The sequence below is a fragment of the Streptococcus mitis genome (assembly GCF_001281025.1).
GTDB classification, from domain to species: Bacteria; Bacillota; Bacilli; order Lactobacillales; family Streptococcaceae; genus Streptococcus; species Streptococcus mitis_AK.
In genome coordinates this window covers 566743-591123 of sequence record NZ_CP012646.1, presented here as the reverse complement: position 1 = coordinate 591123, position 24381 = coordinate 566743, and the positions used below count along the sequence as shown (strand labels likewise).

The 24381-nt window shown below is 40.1% G+C and carries 21 protein-coding genes; 4 read left to right on the top strand and 17 right to left on the bottom strand.

Annotated features, from left to right (window positions below; translation table 11 throughout):
• Positions 1 to 229 precede the first annotated feature (229 nt).
• From glmS to ruvB, 8 genes are all read right to left on the bottom strand, one after another.
• Positions 230 to 2038 (bottom strand): glutamine--fructose-6-phosphate transaminase (isomerizing), encoded by a 1809-nt coding sequence (glmS, locus tag RN80_RS03125; RefSeq protein ID WP_060627438.1) that lies wholly within the window; start codon positions 2036 to 2038, stop codon positions 230 to 232.
• Between the two features lie 191 nt (positions 2039 to 2229).
• Positions 2230 to 3609, bottom strand: coding sequence for a 6-phospho-beta-glucosidase (bglA, locus tag RN80_RS03120; RefSeq protein WP_024057399.1), 1380 nt, complete (start codon positions 3607 to 3609; stop codon positions 2230 to 2232).
• A gap of 98 nt (positions 3610 to 3707) precedes the next feature.
• Positions 3708 to 5561, bottom strand: a complete 1854-nt coding sequence (locus RN80_RS03115; protein ID WP_060627436.1) for a proline--tRNA ligase — start codon at positions 5559 to 5561, stop codon at positions 3708 to 3710.
• Between the two features lie 12 nt (positions 5562 to 5573).
• Positions 5574 to 6833 carry an RIP metalloprotease RseP gene (rseP, locus tag RN80_RS03110; RefSeq protein WP_060627434.1) on the bottom strand — a complete coding sequence of 420 codons (1260 nt, stop codon included), beginning with the start codon at positions 6831 to 6833 and terminating at the stop codon, positions 5574 to 5576.
• Positions 6834 to 6854: 21 nt separating this feature from the next.
• A complete protein-coding gene (locus RN80_RS03105) occupies positions 6855 to 7658 on the bottom strand; it encodes a phosphatidate cytidylyltransferase (RefSeq protein WP_000189860.1) in 804 nt (267 codons plus the stop codon).
• Between the two features lie 8 nt (positions 7659 to 7666).
• The gene (locus RN80_RS03100) at positions 7667 to 8425 is read right to left on the bottom strand and encodes an undecaprenyl pyrophosphate synthase (RefSeq protein ID WP_060627432.1); all 759 of its coding nucleotides are present in this window, start codon (positions 8423 to 8425) and stop codon (positions 7667 to 7669) included.
• 336 nt (positions 8426 to 8761) lie between these two features.
• Positions 8762 to 9334, bottom strand: a complete 573-nt coding sequence (locus RN80_RS03090; RefSeq protein ID WP_060627430.1) for a nucleotidyltransferase family protein — start codon at positions 9332 to 9334, stop codon at positions 8762 to 8764.
• Positions 9315 to 10313, bottom strand: coding sequence for a Holliday junction branch migration DNA helicase RuvB (ruvB, locus tag RN80_RS03085; protein WP_080998486.1), 999 nt, complete (start codon positions 10311 to 10313; stop codon positions 9315 to 9317). Before ruvB ends, RN80_RS03090 begins: the two co-directional genes overlap by 20 nt.
• A 122-nt stretch (positions 10314 to 10435) precedes the next feature.
• On the opposite strand from ruvB, the gene RN80_RS09575 reads away from it, so the two are divergent.
• Positions 10436 to 10528, top strand: a complete 93-nt coding sequence (locus RN80_RS09575; protein WP_000970382.1) for a type I toxin-antitoxin system Fst family toxin — start codon at positions 10436 to 10438, stop codon at positions 10526 to 10528.
• An 827-nt stretch (positions 10529 to 11355) separates the two neighbouring features.
• Here the strand turns inward: RN80_RS09575 and RN80_RS03080 are convergent.
• The 9 genes from RN80_RS03080 to leuS form a co-directional block, all read right to left on the bottom strand.
• Complete coding sequence (locus RN80_RS03080) at positions 11356 to 11772, bottom strand: GNAT family N-acetyltransferase (protein WP_049499492.1); 417 nt, start codon at positions 11770 to 11772, stop codon at positions 11356 to 11358.
• Positions 11773 to 11783: 11 nt separating this feature from the next.
• On the bottom strand, positions 11784 to 12479 hold the full coding sequence (locus tag RN80_RS03075; protein ID WP_060627429.1) for a GNAT family N-acetyltransferase: 696 nt from the start codon (positions 12477 to 12479) through the stop codon (positions 11784 to 11786).
• 94 nt (positions 12480 to 12573) lie between these two features.
• On the bottom strand, positions 12574 to 12993 hold the full coding sequence (locus RN80_RS03070; RefSeq protein ID WP_060627428.1) for a DUF3021 domain-containing protein: 420 nt from the start codon (positions 12991 to 12993) through the stop codon (positions 12574 to 12576).
• A gap of 9 nt (positions 12994 to 13002) precedes the next feature.
• A complete protein-coding gene (locus tag RN80_RS03065; protein WP_049543950.1) occupies positions 13003 to 13458 on the bottom strand; it encodes a LytTR family DNA-binding domain-containing protein in 456 nt (151 codons plus the stop codon).
• Between the two features lie 18 nt (positions 13459 to 13476).
• Positions 13477 to 14319, bottom strand: a complete 843-nt coding sequence (locus RN80_RS03060) for an ABC transporter permease (RefSeq protein WP_060627426.1) — start codon at positions 14317 to 14319, stop codon at positions 13477 to 13479.
• The gene (locus RN80_RS03055) at positions 14319 to 15185 is read right to left on the bottom strand and encodes an ABC transporter ATP-binding protein (RefSeq protein ID WP_060627425.1); all 867 of its coding nucleotides are present in this window, start codon (positions 15183 to 15185) and stop codon (positions 14319 to 14321) included. The genes RN80_RS03060 and RN80_RS03055 overlap by 1 nt, the downstream gene beginning before the upstream one ends.
• Positions 15186 to 15854: 669 nt before the next feature.
• Entirely contained in the window at positions 15855 to 17087 is a 1233-nt protein-coding gene (locus tag RN80_RS03045) for an acyl-CoA thioesterase/BAAT N-terminal domain-containing protein (RefSeq protein ID WP_045612351.1), read from the bottom strand.
• A 56-nt stretch (positions 17088 to 17143) separates the two neighbouring features.
• Complete coding sequence (locus RN80_RS03040) at positions 17144 to 17599, bottom strand: MarR family transcriptional regulator (protein WP_045612352.1); 456 nt, start codon at positions 17597 to 17599, stop codon at positions 17144 to 17146.
• A 92-nt stretch (positions 17600 to 17691) separates the two neighbouring features.
• A complete protein-coding gene (leuS, locus tag RN80_RS03035; protein ID WP_045612354.1) occupies positions 17692 to 20193 on the bottom strand; it encodes a leucine--tRNA ligase in 2502 nt (833 codons plus the stop codon).
• A 318-nt stretch (positions 20194 to 20511) separates the two neighbouring features.
• On the opposite strand from leuS, the gene RN80_RS03030 reads away from it, so the two are divergent.
• The 3 genes from RN80_RS03030 to RN80_RS03020 are packed head-to-tail and all read left to right on the top strand — an operon-like array spanning position 20512 to position 24304.
• Positions 20512 to 21552, top strand: a complete 1041-nt coding sequence (locus tag RN80_RS03030) for an ABC transporter substrate-binding protein (RefSeq protein WP_045612356.1) — start codon at positions 20512 to 20514, stop codon at positions 21550 to 21552.
• Positions 21553 to 21564: 12 nt separating this feature from the next.
• Entirely contained in the window at positions 21565 to 22656 is a 1092-nt protein-coding gene (locus RN80_RS03025; protein ID WP_045612357.1) for an ABC transporter ATP-binding protein, read from the top strand.
• Positions 22646 to 24304, top strand: a complete 1659-nt coding sequence (locus RN80_RS03020) for an ABC transporter permease (protein ID WP_060627424.1) — start codon at positions 22646 to 22648, stop codon at positions 24302 to 24304. Before RN80_RS03025 ends, RN80_RS03020 begins: the two co-directional genes overlap by 11 nt.
• The last annotated feature ends 77 nt before the right edge of the window (positions 24305 to 24381 follow it).

Below are 24381 nucleotides of genomic sequence, written 5' to 3'. Positions count from 1 at the left end.
TTCTCCTTGTCTATTTCGGTCCTTCATTTTGACAAATTATTCTAACACTCAATGAAAATCAAAGAGCAAACTAGGAAGCTAGCCGCAGGCTGCTCAAAACAGTGTTTTGAGGTTGCAGATGGAAGCTGACGTGGTTTGAATTTGATTTTCGAAGAGTATAACACGAATCTTGAGTACAAGCAACCAATTTGCTCACAAGAAAAAGCCTAGATAACTAGACTTTTTTAGCTTATTCTACCGTTACTGACTTAGCAAGATTACGTGGTTTATCCACATCGAGGCCACGGTGGAGTGTTGCAAAGTAAGCGACTAATTGCGTTGGCACAACCATTGAAATTGGTGAGAGGTAAGGGTGTACGGTCGTAAGGACGATATCGTCTGTCTCTTTAGCAACATTTTCTTCTGCGATAGTGAGGACTTTGGCACCACGGGCTGCCACCTCTTGGATATTTCCACGAGTGTGGTTGGCAAGGACTGGATCTGACAAGAGAGCCAAGACAGGCGTTCCTTCTTCAATCAAGGCAATAGTTCCGTGCTTGAGTTCTCCTGCCGCAAAGCCTTCACACTGGATATAAGAAATCTCTTTGAGTTTAAGGCTTGCTTCCATGGCTACGTAGTAATCTTGACCACGTCCGATGTAAAAGGCGTTACGAGTTGTTTCAAGTAGCTCACGAACCTTGGCTTCAATGGTTTCTTTCTCTGAAAGAGTTGATTCGATAGACTGAGCTACAATTGACAATTCATGAACCAAATCAAAGGCTTGCGCTTTGGCATTGCCATTTGCTTCTCCTACTGCTTTTGCAAGGAAGGCAAGGACTGCGATTTGCGCTGTATAGGCCTTTGTTGATGCCACGGCAATTTCAGGACCTGCATGAAGGAGCATGGTATGGTTGGCTTCACGTGAAAGAGTTGAACCTGGTACGTTTGTTACTGTCAAGCTTGGGATTCCCATTTCATTAGCCTTAACCAAAACCTGACGACTATCCGCTGTTTCACCAGACTGGCTGATAAAGATGAAGAGTGGTTTCTTGCTGAGAAGTGGCATACCGTAGCCCCACTCAGATGAGATTCCAAGTTCAACTGGTGTATCTGTCAATTCTTCCAGCATCTTCTTAGAAGCAAATCCTGCGTGGTAAGATGTTCCAGCTGCAAGGATGTAAATACGGTCTGCCTCTTGAACGGCCTGGATGATAGCAGGATCTACCACTACTTGACCAGCCTCATCTGTGTAGGCTTGGATGAGTTTACGCATAACAGTTGGTTGCTCATCAATTTCCTTGAGCATGTAGTAAGGATAAGTTCCCTTACCGATATCAGATAAGTCTAGCTCAGCAGTGTAGCTAGCACGCTCACGACTATTACCTTCATAGTCTTGAACTTCCACGCTATCCGCCTTGACGATTACCAACTCTTGGTCATGAATTTCCATGTATTGGTTGGTCTCACGAATCATAGCCATAGCATCTGAGCAGACCATGTTATAGCCTTCTCCAAGACCAATCAAAAGTGGTGATTTATTTTTAGCTACGTAGATGACTTCAGGATCTTGTGAGTCAACCAAGGCAAAAGCATAAGAACCACGTATGATATGAAGAGCTTTTTTGAAGGCTTCAAGAACTGAGAGACCTTCTTCTTCCGCAAATTTTCCAATCAAGTGAACGGCTATTTCCGTATCTGTTTGCCCTTTGAAGTGGTGACCTGCAAGGTATTCTTCCTTGATTTCAAGGTAGTTCTCAATCACCCCATTGTGCACCAAAACAAAACGTTCTGTCTCAGAGCGGTGTGGGTGAGCATTATCTTCCGTTGGTTTCCCATGAGTTGCCCAACGAGTATGTCCGATACCAGTTGTTCCCTCAACACCAGCTGTTTTAGCAGACAATTCTGCGATACGACCTACAGCCTTGACTAGGTGATTTTCAGCACCACCTAGGACAAAAATTCCCGCAGAATCATAGCCACGGTATTCGAGCTTTTCAAGCCCTTGAATCAAAATATCAGTTGCATTTGTGTTTCCAACAACACCAACAATTCCACACATAGTATATACGACACAGACCAGCTGTGCTTTCTCCTTAAAATTGGTATAGTCTAATTCCTCTTTTATAGAATCAGCAAAAACAGTATATACTTGTTTCTTTCACTTGTCAAGAGTAAAAATTGGTATAGTTCAAATTACTCTCCTGTAAGCAAAAGACTCTGACCAATTAGGATAATCAGTCAGAGTCCTTTTTAAAATCCATTATTATCGCTTAATTCCTTGAACCAGTGCCCTGATTTCTTCAGACGACGTTCTTGCGTTTCCAAGTCTAATTCGACCAAGCCATAGCGATTTTTATAACTATTGAGCCATGACCAACAGTCAATAAAGGTCCAGATTAAGTATCCTTTACAGTTGGCTCCATCTTCAATAGCACGGTGAAGTTCACGAAGATGACCTTTTACAAAGTCAATACGGTAATCATCTTGAATCATTCCATCTTGACGGAATTTTTCTTCCCCTTCAACACCCATACCATTCTCTGTCAACATCCACTCAATATTGCCATAATTTTCCTTGATATTTTGGGCAATGTCATAAATCCCTTGCTCATAAATCTCCCAGCCACGATGAGGATTGATTTTACGTCCAGGCATCACATAAGGCTCGTAAAAATGTTCTGGCAAGAGTGGACTCTCTGGATGCTTAGCAAATCGAGGTGCCATAACACGCAAAGGTTGATAGTAGTTGACACCAAGGAAGTCCACCGTATTGTCACGAATAAGATCCAACTCCTCCTCTGTAGCATCAGGCAAGAGACCGTATTCATGCAAGATTTCTACTAACTCCTGTGGATAAGTACCCAAAACGGACGGATCTAAGAAAGATTGGGCCTGAAAGAGGTCCGCAATACGAGCTGCCTTGACATCAGCAGGATGCTGGCTACGTGGATAAGCCGGTGTCAAGTTGAGGACAATCCCAATCTTGGAATCAGGCAAGAGTTCATGACAAGCCTTAACCGTCCGACTGCTAGCCAATTGTGTATGATAAGCTACTTTAACGGCTGCCTCTGCATCCACCTTATGTGGATAATGGGCATCGTAAAAATAGCCAAATTCTACTGGAACGATTGGCTCGTTAAAGGTAATCCATTGATCCACTAAATCTCCATAAGTCTCAAAACAAAAACGAGCATAGTCTTCATAGGCTGAGACAGTCGCCTTATTTTCCCAACCATCACCATCCTCTTGAAGGGCAAAAGGCAAATCAAAATGATAAAGATTCACTAAAAGACGAATCCCTTTGGCCTTAATAGCCTCAAAAACCTTACGGTAAAAGTCTACACCTTGAGGATTGACTTCCCCACGCCCTTGTGGAAAAATCCGTGACCACTGAATAGAAGTCCGAAAGGCCGTGTGACCAGTTTCTAACAGTAGCTCAATATCCTTTTCCCAGTTTTCATAAAAGGTTGATGTTTTATCTGGACCAATCCCATTATAATAACGATTTGGCTCCACTTGGTACCAATAATCCCATAGATTATCTCCCTTACCGTCACCAGCTACACGTCCTTCTGTTTGTGGTCCAGAAGTAGAGGATCCCCAGACAAAATCCTTTGGAAATCTTAGCATACATTTACCTCTTTATCTACTCATTTTTCCCATTATATAGAAAAAACAAGGTAAAAACTAGTTACATTTTTTCCTTGTTTTTCTTCTGATTATAGTTTTTATTTCTTGCTGAGAATTTCAAGCGTTTCAAGCAAGTTATCTGCATGAACTTCGATGGTATCACCAGTCGCTTTAATCTTCACTTCTACGATACCATCAGCTGCTTTCTTCCCAACAGTGATACGGATTGGCAATCCAATCAAGTCACTATCGCTGAATTTAACACCAACACGTTCGTTACGGTCATCTGTCAAGACTTCGTAACCAGCTCCCATCAAGCTTGCTTCAAGCTTTTCTGTCAAGGCTTGCGCTTCATCATCCTTGACATTGACAGTGATCAAGTGCACATCAAATGGTGCCAATTCTTTAGGGAAGTTGATTCCCCAAGCGTAACGGTATTCACCTTTTGGCGTTTTGTTAACAAAGAGGCGAGCGTGTTGCTCCATCACTGCTGAAAGGAGACGGCTGACACCGATACCGTAACATCCCATGATAATTGGCACAGCACGGCCATTTTCGTCCAAAACATCTGCTCCCATACTTGCTGAATAGCGAGTGCCGAGTTTGAAGATGTGACCAATTTCGATACCACGCGCAAAGTTAAGGACACCTTGTCCGTCTGGAGAAATTTCACCCTCACGAACTTCACGGATATCCACATATTCTGCAGTAAAATCACGGCCTGGGTTCACACCAGTCAAGTGGTAGCCATCTTCGTTAGCACCGACAACTGCATTGCGAACATCTTGCACTTTACGATCTGCAATAATTTTAATATTCTCTGGCAAAGCAACTGGGCCAAGTGAACCAAATCCTGCTTGAACAACATTTGCCACTTCTTCTTCGCTAGCAACGTCAAAGAAATCTGCTCCCAAGTGGTTTTTCAACTTAACTTCATTAAGCTGATCATTTCCAACTAGAAGGGCGGCAACAAGCTCACCGTCTGCCATGTAGAAGAGGGTTTTAATCGTTTGTTCTTCTGGAACGTTGAGGAAGGCGGCAACTTCATCGATTGTTTTAACATCTGGTGTTGCAACACGAGTCACTTCTTCTTCAGCAACGACACGGTTGCTTGGTTTGTACTCGTTTGTTGCCATTTCCAAGTTAGCAGCATAGCTAGACTCACTTGAGTAAGCAATGGTATCTTCACCAGAAACCATCCATTTAAGCAATTCTGCCTTGATTTCTTCTTGCACTTCTGCAGGAATTTCATCAAATGAGGTAACTGACTTGTCCAAAACAACCCATCGGTCAAGGTCTGTACGAGCAGGTGTAATAGCCATAAATTCTTGGCTGTCCTTACCACCCATGGCTCCACCGTCACCGATGATAGCCTTGAAATCTAAACCACTACGAGTGAAAATACGCTCATAAGCAGCCTTGTACTCATCGTAAACACTGTCCAAGCTATCATAGTTAGCGTGGAAACTGTAAGCATCTTTCATGATAAACTCACGTGTACGGAGTAGTCCATTACGTGGGCGTTTTTCATCACGATACTTAGGCTGGATTTGGTAAAGGTTAAGTGGCAATTGCTTGTAAGACTTAACAGAATCACGGACAATAGCTGTAAAGGTTTCTTCGTGAGTTGGACCTAGGATAAAGTCTGATTTTTCACGGTTTTTTAGTTTGTAAAGATCCTCACCATAAGTTTCGTAACGACCTGATTCGCGCCACAATTCTGCACTGAGAAGGGCAGGAGCCAACATCTCAACGGCACCAATCTTATCAAATTCTTGGCGCATGATATTTTTGGCTTTTTCAATCACACGGTTGGCAAGTGGTAAGTAAGAATAAACACCTGCTGAAACTTGGCGAACATAACCAGCTCGTAACATAAGAGCATGGCTGATAACTTGAGCATCGCTTGGCATTTCGCGAAGCGTTGGGATAGGCATTTTACTTTGTTTCATAATATTCCTCGATTATCTAAAAAAGAGTCGCATAATGTCATTCCAGGTCACAGCAATCATCAAGACAACCATGATGACCACTCCGGCCAAGGTGACATAGGTTTCAATTTCTTGTTTTAATGGTTTGCGGCGAATGGCTTCCAGGATATTGAGCACAATCTTACCACCATCCAGGGCTGGAATCGGAATAAGATTAAAAATCCCAATATTGATGGAAATAATTGCCAAGAAGTACAAGACATTCTCAATTCCATTTTTAGCAGCATCACTACTTGCCTTAAAGATGGCAACAGGTCCACCTAGCTTGTTCAAATCCGGTTGGAAAATCAGATTTTTCAGAGCTGATAAAATTCGGAGGGCCGAGTCAGCAGCAGTTGTAAAACCACCTACAAACATAGATACAAAATCTGACTTAATCCCCGGTTGAACACCTAGAAGGTAACGGCCTTGACTTTCTTCCGGAGTAACCGTAACTTGTTTGTCACTCCCCTTTTCAGAAATAGTCACATCCAAGGTCGGGGCCGTCTTATCTTTGGTTTCTGATTCCACAGCCTGAATCAAGCTTTCCCAGTTGCTAACCTCATGTGAGCCAATCTTGGTAATTTGTGCCGTTTCTGGTACTCCCACCTTAGCCAAGGCCCCTTGGGGCATGACATGGAACTGGTTGGTATCAACATCTCTGACACCACCCTGCATAAAGATTAAAATCCAAAAAACAACGACACCTAAGATAAAGTTGTTCATAGGACCTGCAAAGTTGGTAATCAGTTTCCCCCAGATAGTCGCATTTTGATATTGAACATCTAAAGGTGCAATCCGAACCTCAGTACCATCTGCTTCCACAACCGTTGCATCGTGATCCACTCCAAATGTTTTTTCTTCTTCCAGAACCAAACCCTTGATAAAGAGCTTGTCTTCAAAGTCAAACTGGGTCACCTGCATAGGAAGAGCTGTTTGATCCAATTTTTTACCTGAGAGATTGATGCGTTTAACCTTACCATCATCAGTAAGCGTCAAACTGACAGGAGTTCCTGTCTTGATTTCAGTCGTATCATCACCCCAACCGGCCATGCGAACATAGCCACCCAGAGGCAAGATTCGGATGGTATAGGCTGTTCCATCCTTGCCAATATGAGCAAAGATCTTGGGTCCCATGCCAATGGCAAATTCACGCACTAGAATCCCTGATTTCTTGGCAAAGTAGAAGTGTCCGAACTCGTGCACCACTACAATAATCCCAAAAACCAGAATAAAGGTTAAAATTCCGAGCATAGTATTTCCTCCGTCTTTTGATTAAAAGAGTCCAAACAAGTGCATGATTGGAAATACAAGCAACATACTATCGAAACGATCCAAAACACCACCATGTCCAGGGATAAATTTCCCAGAATCCTTGACACCAAAGTGACGCTTGATCGAACTTTCTAGTAAATCACCAAATTGTCCAGCAATACTAAAGAAAATAGCAAAGACTGACATCTTGTAAATTCCATACGGAAGAGCAACTGTACTGTCAACTATCATAAAGATAATAGTTACTAAAATCGCACCTAAAATACCACCCAAGGCACCCTCAAAGGTTTTATTTGGAGAAACTGTCGGAGCTAACTTTCGTTTACCATAGTTCATCCCAACAAGATAGGCACCACTGTCTGTCGCCCAGACGATGCACAAGGCCAATAGAGCCTTATCTAAACCTGCAACGCGAGCATCTAGTAAAGCATTAAATCCAAAGCCAACATAGAAACTCATAGCAAGAGGGAAAACAGCATCCTCAATCGTATAAGACTTGCTAAATACAGTCGTTCCTAACATGATTGAAATCAATACACTATAAGCCACCACATTCCCATCAACTGGCAAAAAAGTCAGGTAATTCTCCAAGGGAATGGTCAAGGCAAAGGTTGCAAAGAGGGTCAAGAGGCCCTCCATCGTCATGGTCTCTAGACCTCTCATCTTCAAAAGTTCATGCATGGCTAGCATGGCTATGATTCCAATTGCTATCTGAAGCAAGAGGCCACCAATCATTAAAATTGGTAGGAAAATAGCCAGGGCAATCCCTGCAAACAAGGTTCTTTTCTGTAAATCCTGTGTCATATTTCCTCCTAAACTCCTCCAAATCGGCGATGACGACGATTGTAGGCAAGAATGGCTTCCTGCAAGGCCGCCTCGTCAAAATCAGGCCACAAGGTATCCGTAAAATAGAGCTCACTGTAGGCTCCCTGCCATGGAAGGAAATTACTCAAACGCAATTCTCCACTAGTACGGATAATCAAGTCTGGGTCTCGTAACTCCTTAGGCAAATGCTGGGTGAAGAGATAGTTGCCAATCAATTCCTCTGTGATGTCACCTGGGTTGATTTTGGCATCTAACACATCCTGGGAAATCAACTTAAGAGCCTGTGTAATCTCAGCACGTCCACCATAGTTGAGGGCAAAATTAAGAATCAAACCTGTGTTGTTCTTAGTCAATCCCTCAGCCTTGGTCAGAGCTTCAAAGGTTTGCTTAGGCAGGCGGTCCGTTTCCCCAATCATTTGAATCTTAACATTATTCGCATGCAATTCTGGGACATAATTATCATAAAACTCTACTGGCAAGTTCATGATAAACTTAACTTCCTGATCTGGACGGGTCCAGTTTTCTGTAGAAAAAGCATAGACCGTAATAACTTTAACTCCTAGTTTGTTGGCTGCCTTGGTCACAGTTTGCAATGCTTCCATGCCCGCCTTGTGTCCAAAAACTCGCGGTTGCATACGTTTTTTAGCCCAACGGCCATTGCCATCCATGATGATGCCGATATGAGCAGGAACCTGTGTCGGAACCTCTACTTCCACAGCCTTATCTTTCTTAAAAAATCCAAACATGATCTTATTCCTATTCAAAAATCTATCGTTTCATTATACCATATTTCCCTATTTTCTTCTATCACTAAGCTATTTATACTCTTCGAAAATCTCTTCAAACCACGTCAGCTTCACCTTGCCGTACTCAAGTACAGCCTGCGGCTAGCTTCCTAGTTTGCTCTTTGATTTTCATTGAGTATTATTCTCAGGCACCAAGCCCATTTTTCAAAAAAATAAGCCGCCTGATTGGGCGACTCTATTTTTTATAGGGAGATTATTATGAAAAAGTTTTAGGAGTTTAAGTTAAGGTCTTCTTAACTTATGGACTTAGTATACACTTCCTAGCTTAAAGTTTCCTTAAGTATTTTTAAAAATCAAATTTTTCCATTTTTCCTGCCAATTTTTCTTGGATAATCGTGTTTGATAGAGAGCCATTCGGTCTTCATTTTCTAAGAAATGAGGAGTGGGACGAACTTGAAAATTCAAAATATCCTCCAAACCATAAGGTGCATAGAGTTCAAAATCAGATTCTTCATTCAAGCGTAGTCCAACAGCCGTACATCGTTCTGGATACTTACTCATAGCATCACAAGAGCTGCTATAGGGAGCAGTATGAGGGCTGTGCTGGTGCATATAGACCTGATTTTTCAATTCCCACTGGTACTGAGGAAAGTCCTCTCGCAGTTTTTTCTCTAGGGACAGGGTTTCCTCATAAGAAATATCCGGATCAAAGAAAATCACATCTACATCTGTTTCACAGTCAAAAGGGGATTTGTCTGACAAGAGATTCCAGATAAAATTTCTGACAGAACCTGCTGCCAACCACGAGTCTTTTAAGCCAAGATCTCGAATGATAGTCAGAATAGCCATCATATCTGGATTTTTTCTAAAAGCCTCTAGAATTTCTTGCTTATTTTTCATTGTACTCATACCCCAAATGCTCATATGCCTTAGCAGTCGCCACCCGTCCAGACCGTGTCCGCATGATAAAACCTTTTTGAATCAAGTAGGGCTCATACATGTCTTCAACGGTCTCACGCTCTTCTGCTATGTTAACAGAAAGAGTTCCTAGACCAACAGGGCCACCACCGTACATCTCAATCATGGTCTGAAGGATTTTCTGGTCCACATAGTCCAGACCTTCATGGTCAACATCCAGCATAGTCAAAGCCTTATCGGTAATAAGATCATCGATAACCCCATTCCCCATAATCTGGGCAAAATCGCGCACGCGCTTGAGGAGACGATTGGCAATACGAGGGGTTCCACGACTACGCAAGGCCAGCTCGGATGCTGCCTCATGAGTGATTTCCATCTCAAAAATATCTGCCGTCCGCTCAACAATTTCTGTCAAGTCAGCATGAGCATAATACTCCATATGCCCCGTAATCCCAAAACGTGCCCGTAGTGGATTTGAGAGCATACCAGCCCGAGTCGTCGCACCAATCAAGGTAAAAGGTGGTAACTCCAAATGAACACTGCGACTGCCTTCACCAGCCCCAATCATGATATCAATGTAGAAGTCCTCCATGGCACTATAAAGCACCTCTTCCACCGACATGGGCAAACGATGAATCTCATCAATAAAAAGGACATCCCCAGGCTCTAAGTCATTCAAAATCGCTACCAGATCACCGGCTTTTTCAATGACTGGACCCGAAGTCTGCTTGAGATTGACACCTAGTTCGTTGGCAATAACAAAAGCCATGGTTGTTTTTCCCAAGCCTGGAGGCCCGAATAAGAGCACATGATCCAGCGCTTCATCCCGCATTTTGGCGGCTTCGATAAAGATTTGGAGCTGGTCCTTGACCTTGTCCTGCCCAATATATTCACGTAAGTACTGAGGACGTAGCGTGCGTTCTACTAACTCCTCATCCCCTATTATCTCATTATCTAAAATTCTACTCATGGCTCTATTATATCAAAAAACCAAGCCACAAACAAAAAAGCCACCCGATTGGGTGACTCCCGACTTTAGCACTTTATTCTACATCACTGCTTCATCGCCTGCCATAGGAAGTAAGATAGTCCATGATGGAATTAGTACTCAAAACTATCATCGGACCAATTGTGGTCGGTGTCGTTCTTCGATTAGTCGATAAATGGCTAAACAAGGATAAATAGTGTCAAAAAAGACCTCAAGCTTATTTGGACGTGAGCTTGGGGTCTTTTCTAGCCTATGATATAGAACTAGTACTCAATTCCTTTTTATTATCCCATAGTTCACAAAATTTGTCAAAACTTTACATTCTCAGCTTCTCAAGCTTTAACCGCTTTACAACAAGACTTTCAAGTTTAAGAGAAAGTTAGGGATTCTATCAATTTCATAGAAATTTTGATTTAGTAAACGAAGAGACAATCTTACATGTCACTCCTCATTTAATACGCCACTACTGGACAAGCAAAATCATTATTACAGCAGTTCCAGTCCTTCAATTAACAGTCACTTACAAGCAAATTGAGTTTGAAGTAGCTGAAGTAACAACAAACCTATTTCTTAGTCATATTTCCTAAAAAAGTCCCCGCCAATTCCCCGACCAAAATCCGAAAATACCGGAAATTATCGGAAAATTATTTTTAGAATAGTCCTCAAAATCCTGAAATAGAGCCAAAAAACTCCACCTGATTGGGTGGAGTTAAGGGAGATTATTATGAAAAAGAAAAGTTTAGGATTTTATTAAATAAAGTTAGGAGGTCTTTATTTAATAACCATATGGTACAAGACGAAGCTTAAAACTAGCTTAACTTTTCTCAAATTCTACCATTTTGCAAAAAATTTCTATCAGCATCTATCCACCCCACAAAAAAAGCCACCTGATTGGGTGACTTCATTAGGAGATTATGATGAAAAAAAGTTTTAGGATTTCATTAAATAAAGTTAGGAGGTCTTTATTTAATGGTTATATAATACTAGACCATCCTTAAACTTTGCTTAAGAAAAACAAGTTTTGTTATTTTTCTCTATTCACCCAAGTCATCCCTATACAATTATAGGTGGATAAGATTTCAAAGCCCATAGAACGATAGAATCTCAAGGTTCTTTCTGTCTGTTCTGTCACCAGCTGGACTTGATAGACATCTTTGTAAGCCTCTAAAGCCTCTTTCATTAGGGCACTACCAATCCCTTGACGCTGATAGATAGGTAAAACGATTAAATCTTGAACCAATACTGATGAGAATCCATCTCCAACCAAACGAATCAAGCCCACCACAGTATCATCATCAAGCGCCACATAAATCGCTAATGAATGAGATAAGGCCTGCTCCAGCATCTCTGGTTGATGGGTATAATTTGTCCAACCGACAGCCTGATAGAGATGCAAAACATCCTCTAACTTGACAATTTCTTGCTTTTTAATAGTGATCATGTCAACACCTATTAAAGCTCTCTTAAGCTCTTGTACTGTCGTCCATTTTTATCAAAATTTTCAGGAGCCAACCATGCTTCCAATCGAGCTTTGACTTTGGGCCAGTCCTTATCAATCATAGACAACCAATCCGTATCACGAGTACGCCCCTTATATACGACTGCCTGGCGGAAGGTCCCTTCATAGACAAATCCCAAACGCTCCGCAGCTCGTCTGGATGGCAGATTAAGAGAATCACATTTCCATTCGTAGCGACGATAGTTAAGCTCCTCAAAAACATAGCGCGCCAAGAGATAGTGAGCTTCTGTCCCTATTCGTGTTCCCCTGAGCTCTGGAGAAAAAGTGACCGCTCCCACTTCTATCACTCGGTTATTTTGGTCAATGCGCATGAGAGAAAAAGTTCCCAAAGTCTTACCAGTTTCCTTGTCTACAATCGCATAGTAAAAGCGATCCTTACGAGCCAACATCTGGTTTAAAAGGCTAAGCAGCTCCTCCATATCTGCCACTGGTTCCTGAAAGAGGTAGGTCCACATCTCCCGAGGAGTATCTGGACCATAAACAGCTAATAAATCCTCTACATGCTTTTCCACCGAAAGAGCCTCTACCCTAGCATAACGCCCTTCTAAGAAATCAATAGAAGGCAGTGCACCGGGTGTATAACCTTCCATTGACTCACCAATCATCTGACCATATTCATTTACTGGCATAGCTTTCTCCTTATTTTTATACTGAAAATACTATATCATAAATTACTCTAAATGGAAACTAGCACTCTCCTCTAACTTCATACTAAACACTACACTATTTATCCGTCTTCTTTCTTTTATCCTCCAAGGCTTGATTAATTTGTTGTGTGAGTTTATGAGTCCGCCAGATTTGATACAGCCATATCAATCCATAAATTAACAAGAAAAAGAACCAAAGCAAAGGGCTCCATAAAACTGAACCCCAGCCAAAAAATAGAGAGGTCAATACTAAGACAGTAGCTGTAACTAATAAATGAACTCCTACACGTATACTAAAAGCAAGAAACTCTAGCTTTTCAAGTATTAAAGTCAATACCCCCATAATTCCACCCATTAAAAACAGAGCTAGAATATTTTTTACCATTGGTGTAGGATAGGTAACGCTTGGATAACACTGCGCTAATAACATCATACTCAAATAAAAGAAGGAAGCCGTGCGCATTCCCGATACAAAATAATCAATTAATCGTTTCATGATTTTCTCCTATAAACCTAGATAATTCATTAAGGACTTAACGTATTTCCGACTCACACTAGATTTGATGCCCCGAGTCATTTTAGCCATCATGTTCCCTGAAAAACTATCTGATAACGATTCTAAGTGGTCAATGTTTATAATTGAATGACGTGATATCTGTATAAAGTTACGCCGATTAATCCGATTCTGAAAGTTTATCAATGTTTCCTTCGTTTTATAAATCCCGTCTACCGTATAAATGGTTAATAAATTCTTATCAATATCAGCTAGAATAATATCCTCAATCTTAACCATAACCAGATAATCATCCGCTCGAATAGGAATGGCCACCTGATTGGTCGTTGAAAATTGTTCTAAATACTCCATAACTTCCCTTGCTTGGTCAGTTAACTGAGCTGCCTGAATTACAATATGTGGGTCCTTTTCTGAAAACTCTGTCTTCATTTCAAAACGAATCTTCATTTTCTCTCCAATATACCTTTATTTTCTCTTGCTAAACACTTTAACAAATAAAAGCCAAAGAAGAATAGCGACGAAACTGATAATAACCACTATAAAGTATGTCTCTTCCTTTGTCAATAGTTCTTGCCAGTTGATTTGGATTCCCATTTTTTCTTGAAATTCCTGTAACAGACTGCTATTTCCTGTAAATGCAGTTTCTAAACGCTCTTTCATTAAAATTTGTCGATAGAGAGAAGCAATATAAGTTGCAGGGGTACACTTCATGATAATTTGTGCAAAATCAGGTAATACTCCAATGGGGATATAAGTTCCTACCAAAAATCCAGAAGCAGTCCCCACTATAGTTGCCAGTTTGCCAAGACTATCTACAGATTGAAAACGGTAAATCAAAAGAATATTTACCACACTTGAAAGCAGACTGCTTAACAGCATAATCAAAGTAATTTCCGGTAAATAACTGATAACTGGACTTTCTCTAAAATAAAGGCTCATAACAGCAAACATAAACACCTGCATGACAAAAGAAATGATAATACTGCTGATTAGATAGGACACCTGTAAGCCCCAGCTACCTAAATCTGTCAAGAAAAGATCTTGATCTACTTGATTTTCACGATCCTGTACCATTTGTGTAAGAGCCGTAAAACTGGTTGTAATCCCAGTCACAGCCAAGGTCCCACCCATCAGCCAGTTATTTAAAAGCTTCGTATTTTCAGGGAGTTGGGTCCAAGCATCCGTCAAGTTCTTCTGCAAAAAAATGATATAAAGCAGGAAGGAAATCAATGCCCCCAATAATGAGAAAAATACTCCTGAACGATTACGAAAATATAAGATAAAATTCCGTTTCAATAAAGCTAACATTAGCGAACCTCTCTTCCTGTAAGTGCAATAAAGGCATCATCCATGGTACCTGGGCGAAACTCAAAATAATCAATTTCTTCTCGAACTTTTGCCAAAAATTCAATAGCTTCCAGTGACGTTCTTGGATAAAAAAGATATTCCAACTTATTTTCTTTCTCTACTACCATTCCAGTCCGTAGCAATTTTTCTAAATCGGTTATTTCTTTAAAACGAATTTTTAGGATATTAGATGCATACTGACTTTTAATCTTAGTCGCAGAACCTTGCGCAATCACTTTCCCATGATCAACGATATAGATCTGATCCGCTTCATCCGCTTCATCCAAATAATGAGTCGTTAAGATAATAGTCATCCCTTCATCCTTTTGTAGTCGATACAGAAGATCCCAGATGGATTTGCGAGTCTGAATATCAAGACCTGTCGTTGGTTCATCCAAGAAAAGAATATCTGGTCGCGAAAGAAGAGCACGCGCAATATCAACCCGACGTTTTTGTCCACCTGACAAAGTCCCATATAGTTGTTTCTGGAAAGCAGTCAAGCCCAGTTGATGGATCAAATCATCCACACGACTTGCTGCAATCTCCTTATACTGTTGAGCACGAATCGTGAGATTTTCCCTAACCGTCAACATCTCATCCAGTACACTAGCTTGAAAAACAACTCCGATTTTCGTATTTGGCGCATAGCGAATCTGACCTTGTGTCGGCTTTTTCAAACCGATTAACATGGAAATGGTGGTTGATTTTCCTGCACCATTGGGTCCCAAAATAGCATTGAAACTTCCTTTTTCAAACTCTAACTGAATATCATCGACAGCCATATGAGTACCGTACCGTTTAGTCAAATGTTTAGCTTGTAAAATCATATTTCTTCCCTCCTTTTATCTCACTAGTTTAACAAAAATAATGACAGAAAAATCGACTTTTGAGATAAGTGGTTAAAATGAAAGGTTAAGTGGTGAGATGATTAGGGTTAAGTTAAAGTAGAGAAGGCTACAGCCATTTTTCTCCTACCGAATTGCTAAATGAAGCTTAAAAACACTTACAAGAACACATTATATTTTTAAATATGCGCTATAAAAGAGATGTTTTACCGCATCTGGCCGAAAAATTCAAGAATCGGTAGTATTATTCTCGCCAAATCAAACAATAAAAAATTAACTAGAAATCATGACACACAATCCCTTCTATCAAAATGAAACTGCTGAATATGATATGATTGAATTTGAAGCAAGTAAGTATTGTCTTGAATTTGAAACTTCCATTAGCCAAATTTTTAACGACAAGTAAATCCATTAGGAAATAATCTATGAAAAGAATTTTCAATACAAGCAAAAAACAGCTCTTTTTATCCGAGAAGAGCTGTTCTATTTTATGAAAGAGAAAGTCACTAGTAACTCTTGTACTTCTCTCTACGTTTTTACTGTTTGAGTTCAAATTTATCTTGTTTGAGCAATTACTTTTGTAGACTGGACTACCAACCAGAACTGTGTTTTTATCTTAGTTGGGACTATTATAGTACGGTTCAACACTGTCTACAAATTTTTCAGATGTATATCAAAAAAATTTATCGTAGTAAACCACGAGTCTACACTTTCTTTCATTAATAAGTGCCAATCTTTTCGATAACGATGATTCGGTTGATAAGCAACCGTCAACATATGCCCTGTTTCATGGTATTTTTTAAACAAAATGGATTCCCCTTTATAATGTGAAATGATATCATCTATCGCGGATGATGCATTCCATATTTCATCAACATCGCTTCCTAGTAATAATAAAGGGGAGGAAATTTTACTCAAATCAATCTGAGCCCTACTATCTTCAGGAATATGTTTTCCAAAAAACTTGTTTAACAAATAATCTCCTAACTGAAATTTTTGATAAGGAAGTTCCTTTTGTAAATATGTCCAAGAAGATGAATTAGAATTGAGTTTTCCCTTTATTCCCTCAAATATTACATTTGAGGGAGAATTGAGTACTAAACATTGCACATCATCCAAAATACTTTGTCCAGCCAGAACAAGCTCTGCTCCTTTAGAGCGACCATATATTCCTATTTTTGTATTATCAACTTGAGGATGATGGTATAGAAAATCTTTCGCTTCTTCCAGACATTCTATTGGAATTCGTTCTAAATTTTGGGGTAATCCCTCTAAACCAAAATAAGCTATTGCAAGACAAATATAGCCTCTTGAAGATAAAAGTTGGGCAATATTCTGAGCTTTTTCAATTCTTCCCTCACTACCGCTAACAATAATCACGGCTGGCGCCCTTCTTAATTTTTCATCATAAAATAATCGACCTTGAAAATGCTTATCATAAATATCTTGATACCTTATTCCCAGATTCATATAACGCCTTACAAAACTTTGCTTCGCGACCACATCTTTCCCCAGCCTGATTTTAATTTCAACACCAAAACAATCTCGTAATGGAATTCTATCAAGAGAACTCGGTAATCTCCTTTTCCTATTCTTCAACGGTTTCGCATTAAAGAATAATCCCATTTCTGAAACTCCTTTATAAGATCCCGAAATAGATGCTGTCTGAGAGGTATCAATCATACCGTCCTGATCAGATAAAAAAATTGCGGTTGATTTCCATATAACATCATGATCTAAAAGCAAGGGAGCATTTATACAGTAATAATCAGACAGGTACATTTCTACACAATACATTGCCCTTGGTTCTAAACCATTAATAGCAATATAAAAAGATTCATCCGCTAAATCTGTTTGTGAAATCAGTTCTATGTTTACAGTCATATCTTCTCCTTTTTGTTAATTCACTTAACAATTATATTTGAAATTTACCGTGACTTTTACCACGGTAATTCTCCCCACACCTTTTCAATATCATCCATCAATTTCACAACTGTTTTAAGTTCCACCTCGCTATAGTTGTTTAAAACTAAAAAGATTGATTTTTCAATATATGCTTGTTGCTCCTTATGGATTTTAAAAATTTCGATGCCTTTTTCAGATAATCTCAAATATTTATTTTTCCCATTATTCGGATCAAAATCAAAAACAACTAAATTTTTTTGAATCAATCTCCTAACACTTTGAGTTATTGCACTTCTTGAAACTTCTAATAATTCAGATAATTTTACTAGATTTAAGGGCTGATTTTCCCCAATCACAACAATCAAATGTACCTCATTCAAAGTAATGGATTTGTCAACACCACTTTTATGTTGATTTTTTTTTAACTGGTCAAACGCTAAAATAAATCTATTGAAACGATTATTAAATGCAATAAATTCTTTTTTATCCATAATCTCTCTTTTCTTTGTTAATCATATTAACAAAACAGAAACTTCCTGTCAAATAAAAAATCCTCCAGATTCTACTCTGAAGGATTCTTATCTTATTTCACAACAATATTAACCAATTTATTCGGTACCGCAATTACTTTTACGATGTCCTTACCGTCAATTTCTGCTTTGACTTTTTCATCAGCTAGAGCAATCTCTTGCAATTCTTCTCGTGATAGGTCTTTAGCGACCATGAGTTTGGCACGGACTTTACCTTTGATTTGGACGACAATTTCGATTTCGTCTTCAACCAATTTGCTTTCGTCCCAAGTTGGCCAAGCCACATAAGAGATTGACTCACCTGTTGCTGCAACTGTTTGCCAGAGCTCTTCTGCCAAGTGAGGCGCAAATGGTGCAATCAATTGGATAAAGCCTTTGGCGTAGTCTGCATAAAGCTTGTCTTCCTTGTTAGCTGCATTGACAAAGACCATAAGTTGGGCAATGGCTGTGTTGAATTTGAGGGATTCGATTTGTTCTGTGACAGCTTTAACAGTTTCGTTGTAAACTTTGTCAAGAGCGCCATTGTTTTCCGCAGCTATTTCTTTACTTGTAATCAAGCGGTAAACACGGTCAAGGAACTTACGGCTTCCTTCCAGACCTTCTTCTGACCAAGCAATCGAAGCATCAAGTGGTCCCATAAACATTTCATAAACACGAAGGGTATCGGCACCGTATTGTTCCACCACATCGTCAGGGTTAACCACGTTCTTGAGCGATTTAGACATCTTAGCTGGCGCTTGCTCTAACTCTTCACCTGTTTCTACATGGAAGAAGGAACCGTCACGTTTTTCAACCTTGTCAGTCGCCACAAGAGCCCCACGGTGGTCACGGTAGCTGGTTCCCAAAATCATCCCTTGGTTAAAGAGTTTTTGGAATGGTTCCTTAGTTGGAACAACACCGAGGTCATAGAGGAATTTGTGCCAGAAACGAGCATAAAGCAAGTGAAGAACGGCATGCTCTGCACCACCCACGTAGATATCTACTGGCAACCATTGTTTGAGGAGCTCCTCATCGGCCAATTTCTCAGTATTGTGCGGGTCAATATAGCGGAGGTAGTACCAGCTTGAACCTGCCCATTGTGGCATGGTGTTGGTTTCACGACGACCCTTGACACCATCTTCACGAGTCACTTCAAGCCAATCTGTCAAATTAGCTAGTGGACTTTCACCAGTACCTGAAGGACGGATATCCTTGGTTACTGGCAAGACAAGTGGCAATTCATTTTCAGGAACAGCTGTTGAAGTTCCGTCTTCCCAATGAATGATAGGAATTGGCTCACCCCAGTAACGTTGACGGCTAAAGAGCCAGTCGCGGAGACGGTAGGTCACCTTCTCTTGACCACAGCCTTTTTCTTCCAACCAAGCCACAATCTTAGCAATTGCGTCTTCTTTGTTGAGTCCATCTAGGAAGTCTGAATTAACGTGAAGGCCATCTTCTGTGTAGGCAGCTTCTGCTACATTTCCACCTTCAAGTACTTCTACGATTGGAAGGTCAAATTGTTTGGCAAATTCCCAGTCACGTTGATCGTGGGCAGGCACAGCCATAACGGCACCTGTTCCGTAACTAGCAAGAACATAGTCGGCAATCCAGATTGGAATTTCCTTACCATTGACAGGGTTGATGGCATAAGCACCAGTCCAAACACCAGTTTTTTCTTTGGCAAGGTCTGTACGAGCCAAGTCAGACTTAAGGCTAGCTTGGTGTTTATAGTCTGCTACTGCCTCTGCTTGCTCTGGACTTGTGATAGCGTCAACCAAATCATGTTCAGGAGCCAAAACAGTGAAAGTCGCACCGAAAAGGGTGTCCGGACGAGTGGTAAAGACTGTGAATTCCTTGTCTGTTCCCTTAACTTTAAAAGTTACATTAGCACCAGTTGATTTCCCAATCCAGTTGCGTTGCATGTCCTTGATAGACTCCGGCCAATCTAGTTCATCTAAATCATTGAGCAAGCGCTCTGCGTAAGCCGTGATTTTGAGCATCCATTGGCGCATTGGCTTGCGGACAACTGGATAGCCTCCACGCTCAGAAGTTCCGTCAGGAAGAACCTCTTCGTTGGCGATGGCTGTTCCCAATTCCTCAACCCAGTTTACTGGCACTTCCGCTTCATAGGCCAAGCCTTTTTCGTAAAGCTTAGTGAAAATCCATTGGGTCCACTTGTAGTAGTTTGGATCTGTTGTATTGACTTCACGATCCCAGTCATAAGAAAATCCAAGCGCATTGATTTGGCGTTTGAAGTTGGCAATGTTCTCAGCTGTAAATTCTGCTGGGTCATTACCTGTATCCATAGCGTATTGCTCTGCAGGCAAACCAAAAGCATCCCAACCCATTGGGTGAAGGACATTGTATCCTTGCGCACGTTTGAAACGGCTGAGGATATCCGTTGCGGTATAACCTTCTGGATGTCCTACGTGCAGACCCGCTCCAGACGGATAAGGAAACATATCAAGAGCATAAAACTTAGGTTTTGATGCATCTGTTCCTGTCTTAAATGTATGATGTTCTGCCCAGTAGCCCTGCCACTTAGGCTCAATTTCTTTATGATTGTAAAAACTCATGGTCTCTCTCCAATTTTGTGATGTTACTATTATACCATTTTTGAGGGAATTTGAAAGACGAGAAATGTTCTTTTGGGCTTGTATGCCAAGAAAGACTGAATCGCAAATCCAGCTTATTTAGCAGTATAAAAAATTAGCTAGCACTTGAAATTAACTTATATCGATTATTTGTCTCTTCCATCTTTTTCCCCCTAACGCCTTTGACTCATATTCCCCGTTTTAGATTTCTTTAAGGTTTTTATTATATCCTGTAGAACTCTACAATTTAAAAACATTAACAATCTAGGTAGAGAAAATGTTCGTAAAAAGGAGATTCTTATGAAAAAACTACTATTCTTTCTCTCTTGTGGATGGATATTTCTTACTTTATCAGGATGTTCTTCAACAACAGAAGCGGAAACTAGCACTGAAAAAGATTCAGATAGCACTTTGGTTGTCTACTCGCCTAACCCTGAAGACCTTATCGAAGAAACAGTCCCAGCCTTCGAAGAAAAATATGGTATTAAGGTTGACTTAGTACAAGCCAGCACGGGTGAATTGTTCAAAAAAGCTGAGGCCGAAAAAGAATCCCCAGTAGCCGATGTCATTTTCGGAGGCTCCTACGCCCTCTTCTCTTCTAACGAAAATCTTTTTGAACCTTATATTTCCCAAGAAAATGACCAGATAATCCCTGAATATCAAAATAAAACAGGATTCTACACACCTTATACACTTGATGTTAGTGTTATCATTGCCAATTCAGCTCTTACAAAAGATATTAAAATTGAAGGCTACAATGATCTACTCAATCCTAAATTAAAAGGAAAAATCGCAACTGCTGATCCAAGTAATGCTTCTAGCGCTTTTGCTCAATTAACAAACATGCTTGTAGACCAAGGTGGATACGAAAATGAACAAGCTTGGACCTATGTGAAAAATCTATTTACCCTAGTAGATGGAAAAATTGCATCTAGCTCTTCAAATGTTTACAAAGCTGTCGCCGATGGGGAAATGGCTGTTGGACTCACCTATGAAGACCCTGCCTTAAAACTCTTAAATGATGGGGTTGATGTAAAAGTCATTTATCCAAAAGAAGGAACCGTCTTTTTACCTGGTAACGCAGCTATCATCAAAAATGCCAAACACATGGAAAATGCCAAGAAATTTATCGATTTCCTCCTTTCTCAAGAAATCCAAGATAAGCTAGGAACTGAAACAACAATCAGACCCATTCGTAAAAATGCTAGAACCAATAAAAATATGAAGGCTATGACAGAAATCAATATTGCCACTGAAGATTCCGATTATGTCATTAAAAACAAATCTGCTATTCTTAAAAAGTACAATGATATTTTTACAGATATCCAATCTAAACAGTAAAAGAGGTTCACTATGAGTGAGATCAAAATTATTAACGCCAAAAAAATCTACCACGATGTTCCTGTTATTGATAATTTAAATATTACAGTTCCCAAAGGAAGTCTCTTTACCATCCTTGGTCCTTCAGGGTGTGGGAAAACGACCCTTCTTCGTATGATTGCAGGTTTCAACAGTATCGAAGGCGGAGAATTTTACTTCGATGATACAAAAATCAATAATATGGAACCCAGCAAACGCAATATCGGCATGGTTTTCCAAAACTACGCTATTTTCCCACATTTGACTGTTCGAGACAATGTTGCTTTTGGTCTCAAGCAAAAGAAAGTCCCTAAAGAAGAATTGGTACAACAGACCAATAAATATCTTGAACTCATGCAAATTGCTCAATATGCGGATCGAAAGCCCGATAAACTTAGTGGTGGACAACAACAACGTGTCGCCTTGGCACGTGCCTTAGCTGTTAATCCAAGTGTTCTCCTCATGGACGAGCCACTTAGTAACCTAGATGCCAAACTTCGCTTGGATATGCGTCAAGCTATTCGAGAAATCCAACACGAAGTGGGTATTACAACTGTTTATGTGACCCACGACCAAGAAGAAGCTATGGCTATTTCAGACCAAATTGCTGTTATGAAAGACGGAGTCATCCAACAAATCGGTCGACCAAAAGAACTCTATCATAAACCAGCTAATGAGTTTGTGGCTACCTTTATCGGACGCACAAATATTATCCCTGCCACTCTTGAAAAACGGAGCGACGGCGCTTATATCGTCTTTTCAGATGGCTATGCTCTTCGAATGCCAGCTCTTGATCAGGCTGAGGCACAAGCTATTCATGTAAGTATTCGTCCTGAAGAGTTTATCAAAGATGAATCTGGAGATATTGAAGGAACTATTAGCGATAGCGTCTATCTTGGACTGAATACTGAATACTTCATCGAGACAGGTTTTGCCTCAAAAATTCAAGTTAGCGAAGAATCAACTTTTGAAGAAGATCTACAAAAAGGCGATCGTATTCGTCTACGAATCAATACTCAAAAATTAAACGTCTTTTCTGCAGATGGTTCACAAAACCTGATAAAAGGAGTCAACCATGGAACGTAAAAAACTAAATATTTGGACAGCCTCCTCTTTCTTCATCTTTCTTACCTATCTTGTCTTTCTGGTTTATCCTATCGTTACCGTGCTCAAGCAAGCACTCATACATGAGGGACAATTTTCACTAGCTAATTTTGTCACTTTCTTTAGTAAAGCCTACTACTCTGAGACACTTGTCAACAGTTTCAAGGTTTCCATTACCGCTACTGTCACTTCCTTAGTTGTAGGAACCCTATTAGCTTATCTCTTTTCCATGTATGACTTCAAGGGAAAGAAATTTCTACAAATATTGATTATCATTGCTTCCATGTCAGCTCCTTTCGTGGGAGCCTACTCCTGGATTCTCTTGCTGGGACGAAATGGGGTCATCACAAAATTCATGACAAATACTCTTCATCTTCCAGCTATTGATATTTATGGATTCAAAGGAATTGTACTTGTCTTTACACTGCAACTATTCCCACTGGTATTTCTATACGTTGCTGGGACAATGAAAAGTATTGACAATTCTCTACTTGAAGCTGCTGAAAGCATGGGTTCCTTCGGATTTAAGCGTATCGTAACGGTTGTTTTGCCTCTCCTAGTTCCAACCTTACTAGCAGCTGCCCTACTTGTATTTATGAGAGCATTCTCAGACTTTGGAACGCCTATGTTGATTGGTGAAGGATATCGGACTTTCCCGGTCTTGATTTATACCCAATTCATTAGCGAGGTTGGAGGAAATTCTGCTTTTGCATCTGCTTTAGCAATTATGGCGATTATCATTGCCTTAGCAATTTTCCTTATCCAAAAATACATTTCAAATCGCTACAGTTTCAGTATGAATTCGCTCCATCCAATTGAGCCTAAAAAAACTACAAAAGGAAAAATGGCTGCCATTTATGCGACAGTCTACGGAATTATCTTGTTCTCTGTTCTACCTCAAGTCTACTTGATTTATACTTCTTTCCTAAAAACATCAGGTATGGTATTTGTCAAAGGCTATTCTCTAAACAGTTACAAGGTAGCTTTCAATCGTATGGGATCTGCTATTTTCAATACTATTCGTATCCCTTTGATTGCCTTAGTTCTAGTTGTCCTATTCGCAACATTTATCTCCTACCTAGCCGTTAGAAAACGGAATGTGTTTACAAACTTAATTGACAGCCTCAGTATGGTACCTTATATTGTACCAGGAACCGTTCTAGGGATTGCCTTCATTTCTTCTTTCAATACCGGTCTATTTGGAAGTGGATTTCTTATGATTACAGGGACTGCTTTCATCTTAATTATGTCTCTATCTGTCAGAAGATTACCGTATACTATTCGCTCATCTGTTGCTAGCTTGCAACAAATAGCACCAAGTATTGAAGAAGCCGCTGAAAGTTTAGGAAGTAGCCGTCTCAATACCTTTGCCAAGATTACAACTCCAATGATGCTATCTGGTATTATTTCTGGAGCTATCCTATCTTGGGTCACAATGATTTCAGAGCTCTCTACCTCTATCCTCCTCTACAATGTCAAAACAAGAACAATGACTGTAGCTATTTATACAGAGGTTCTTAGAGGAAATTACGGTGTTGCGGCAGCCTTGTCAACTATCCTGACTATTCTAACAGTGAGTTCATTACTCTTATTTATGAAAATCTCTAAAAGCAATAGCATTACACTTTAGTTTTCCCCATCAAAAACAGCCGAAAGGATTACCCTCGGCTGTTTTTTCTTATCTTGATATTCCTATCAAATCCTCAG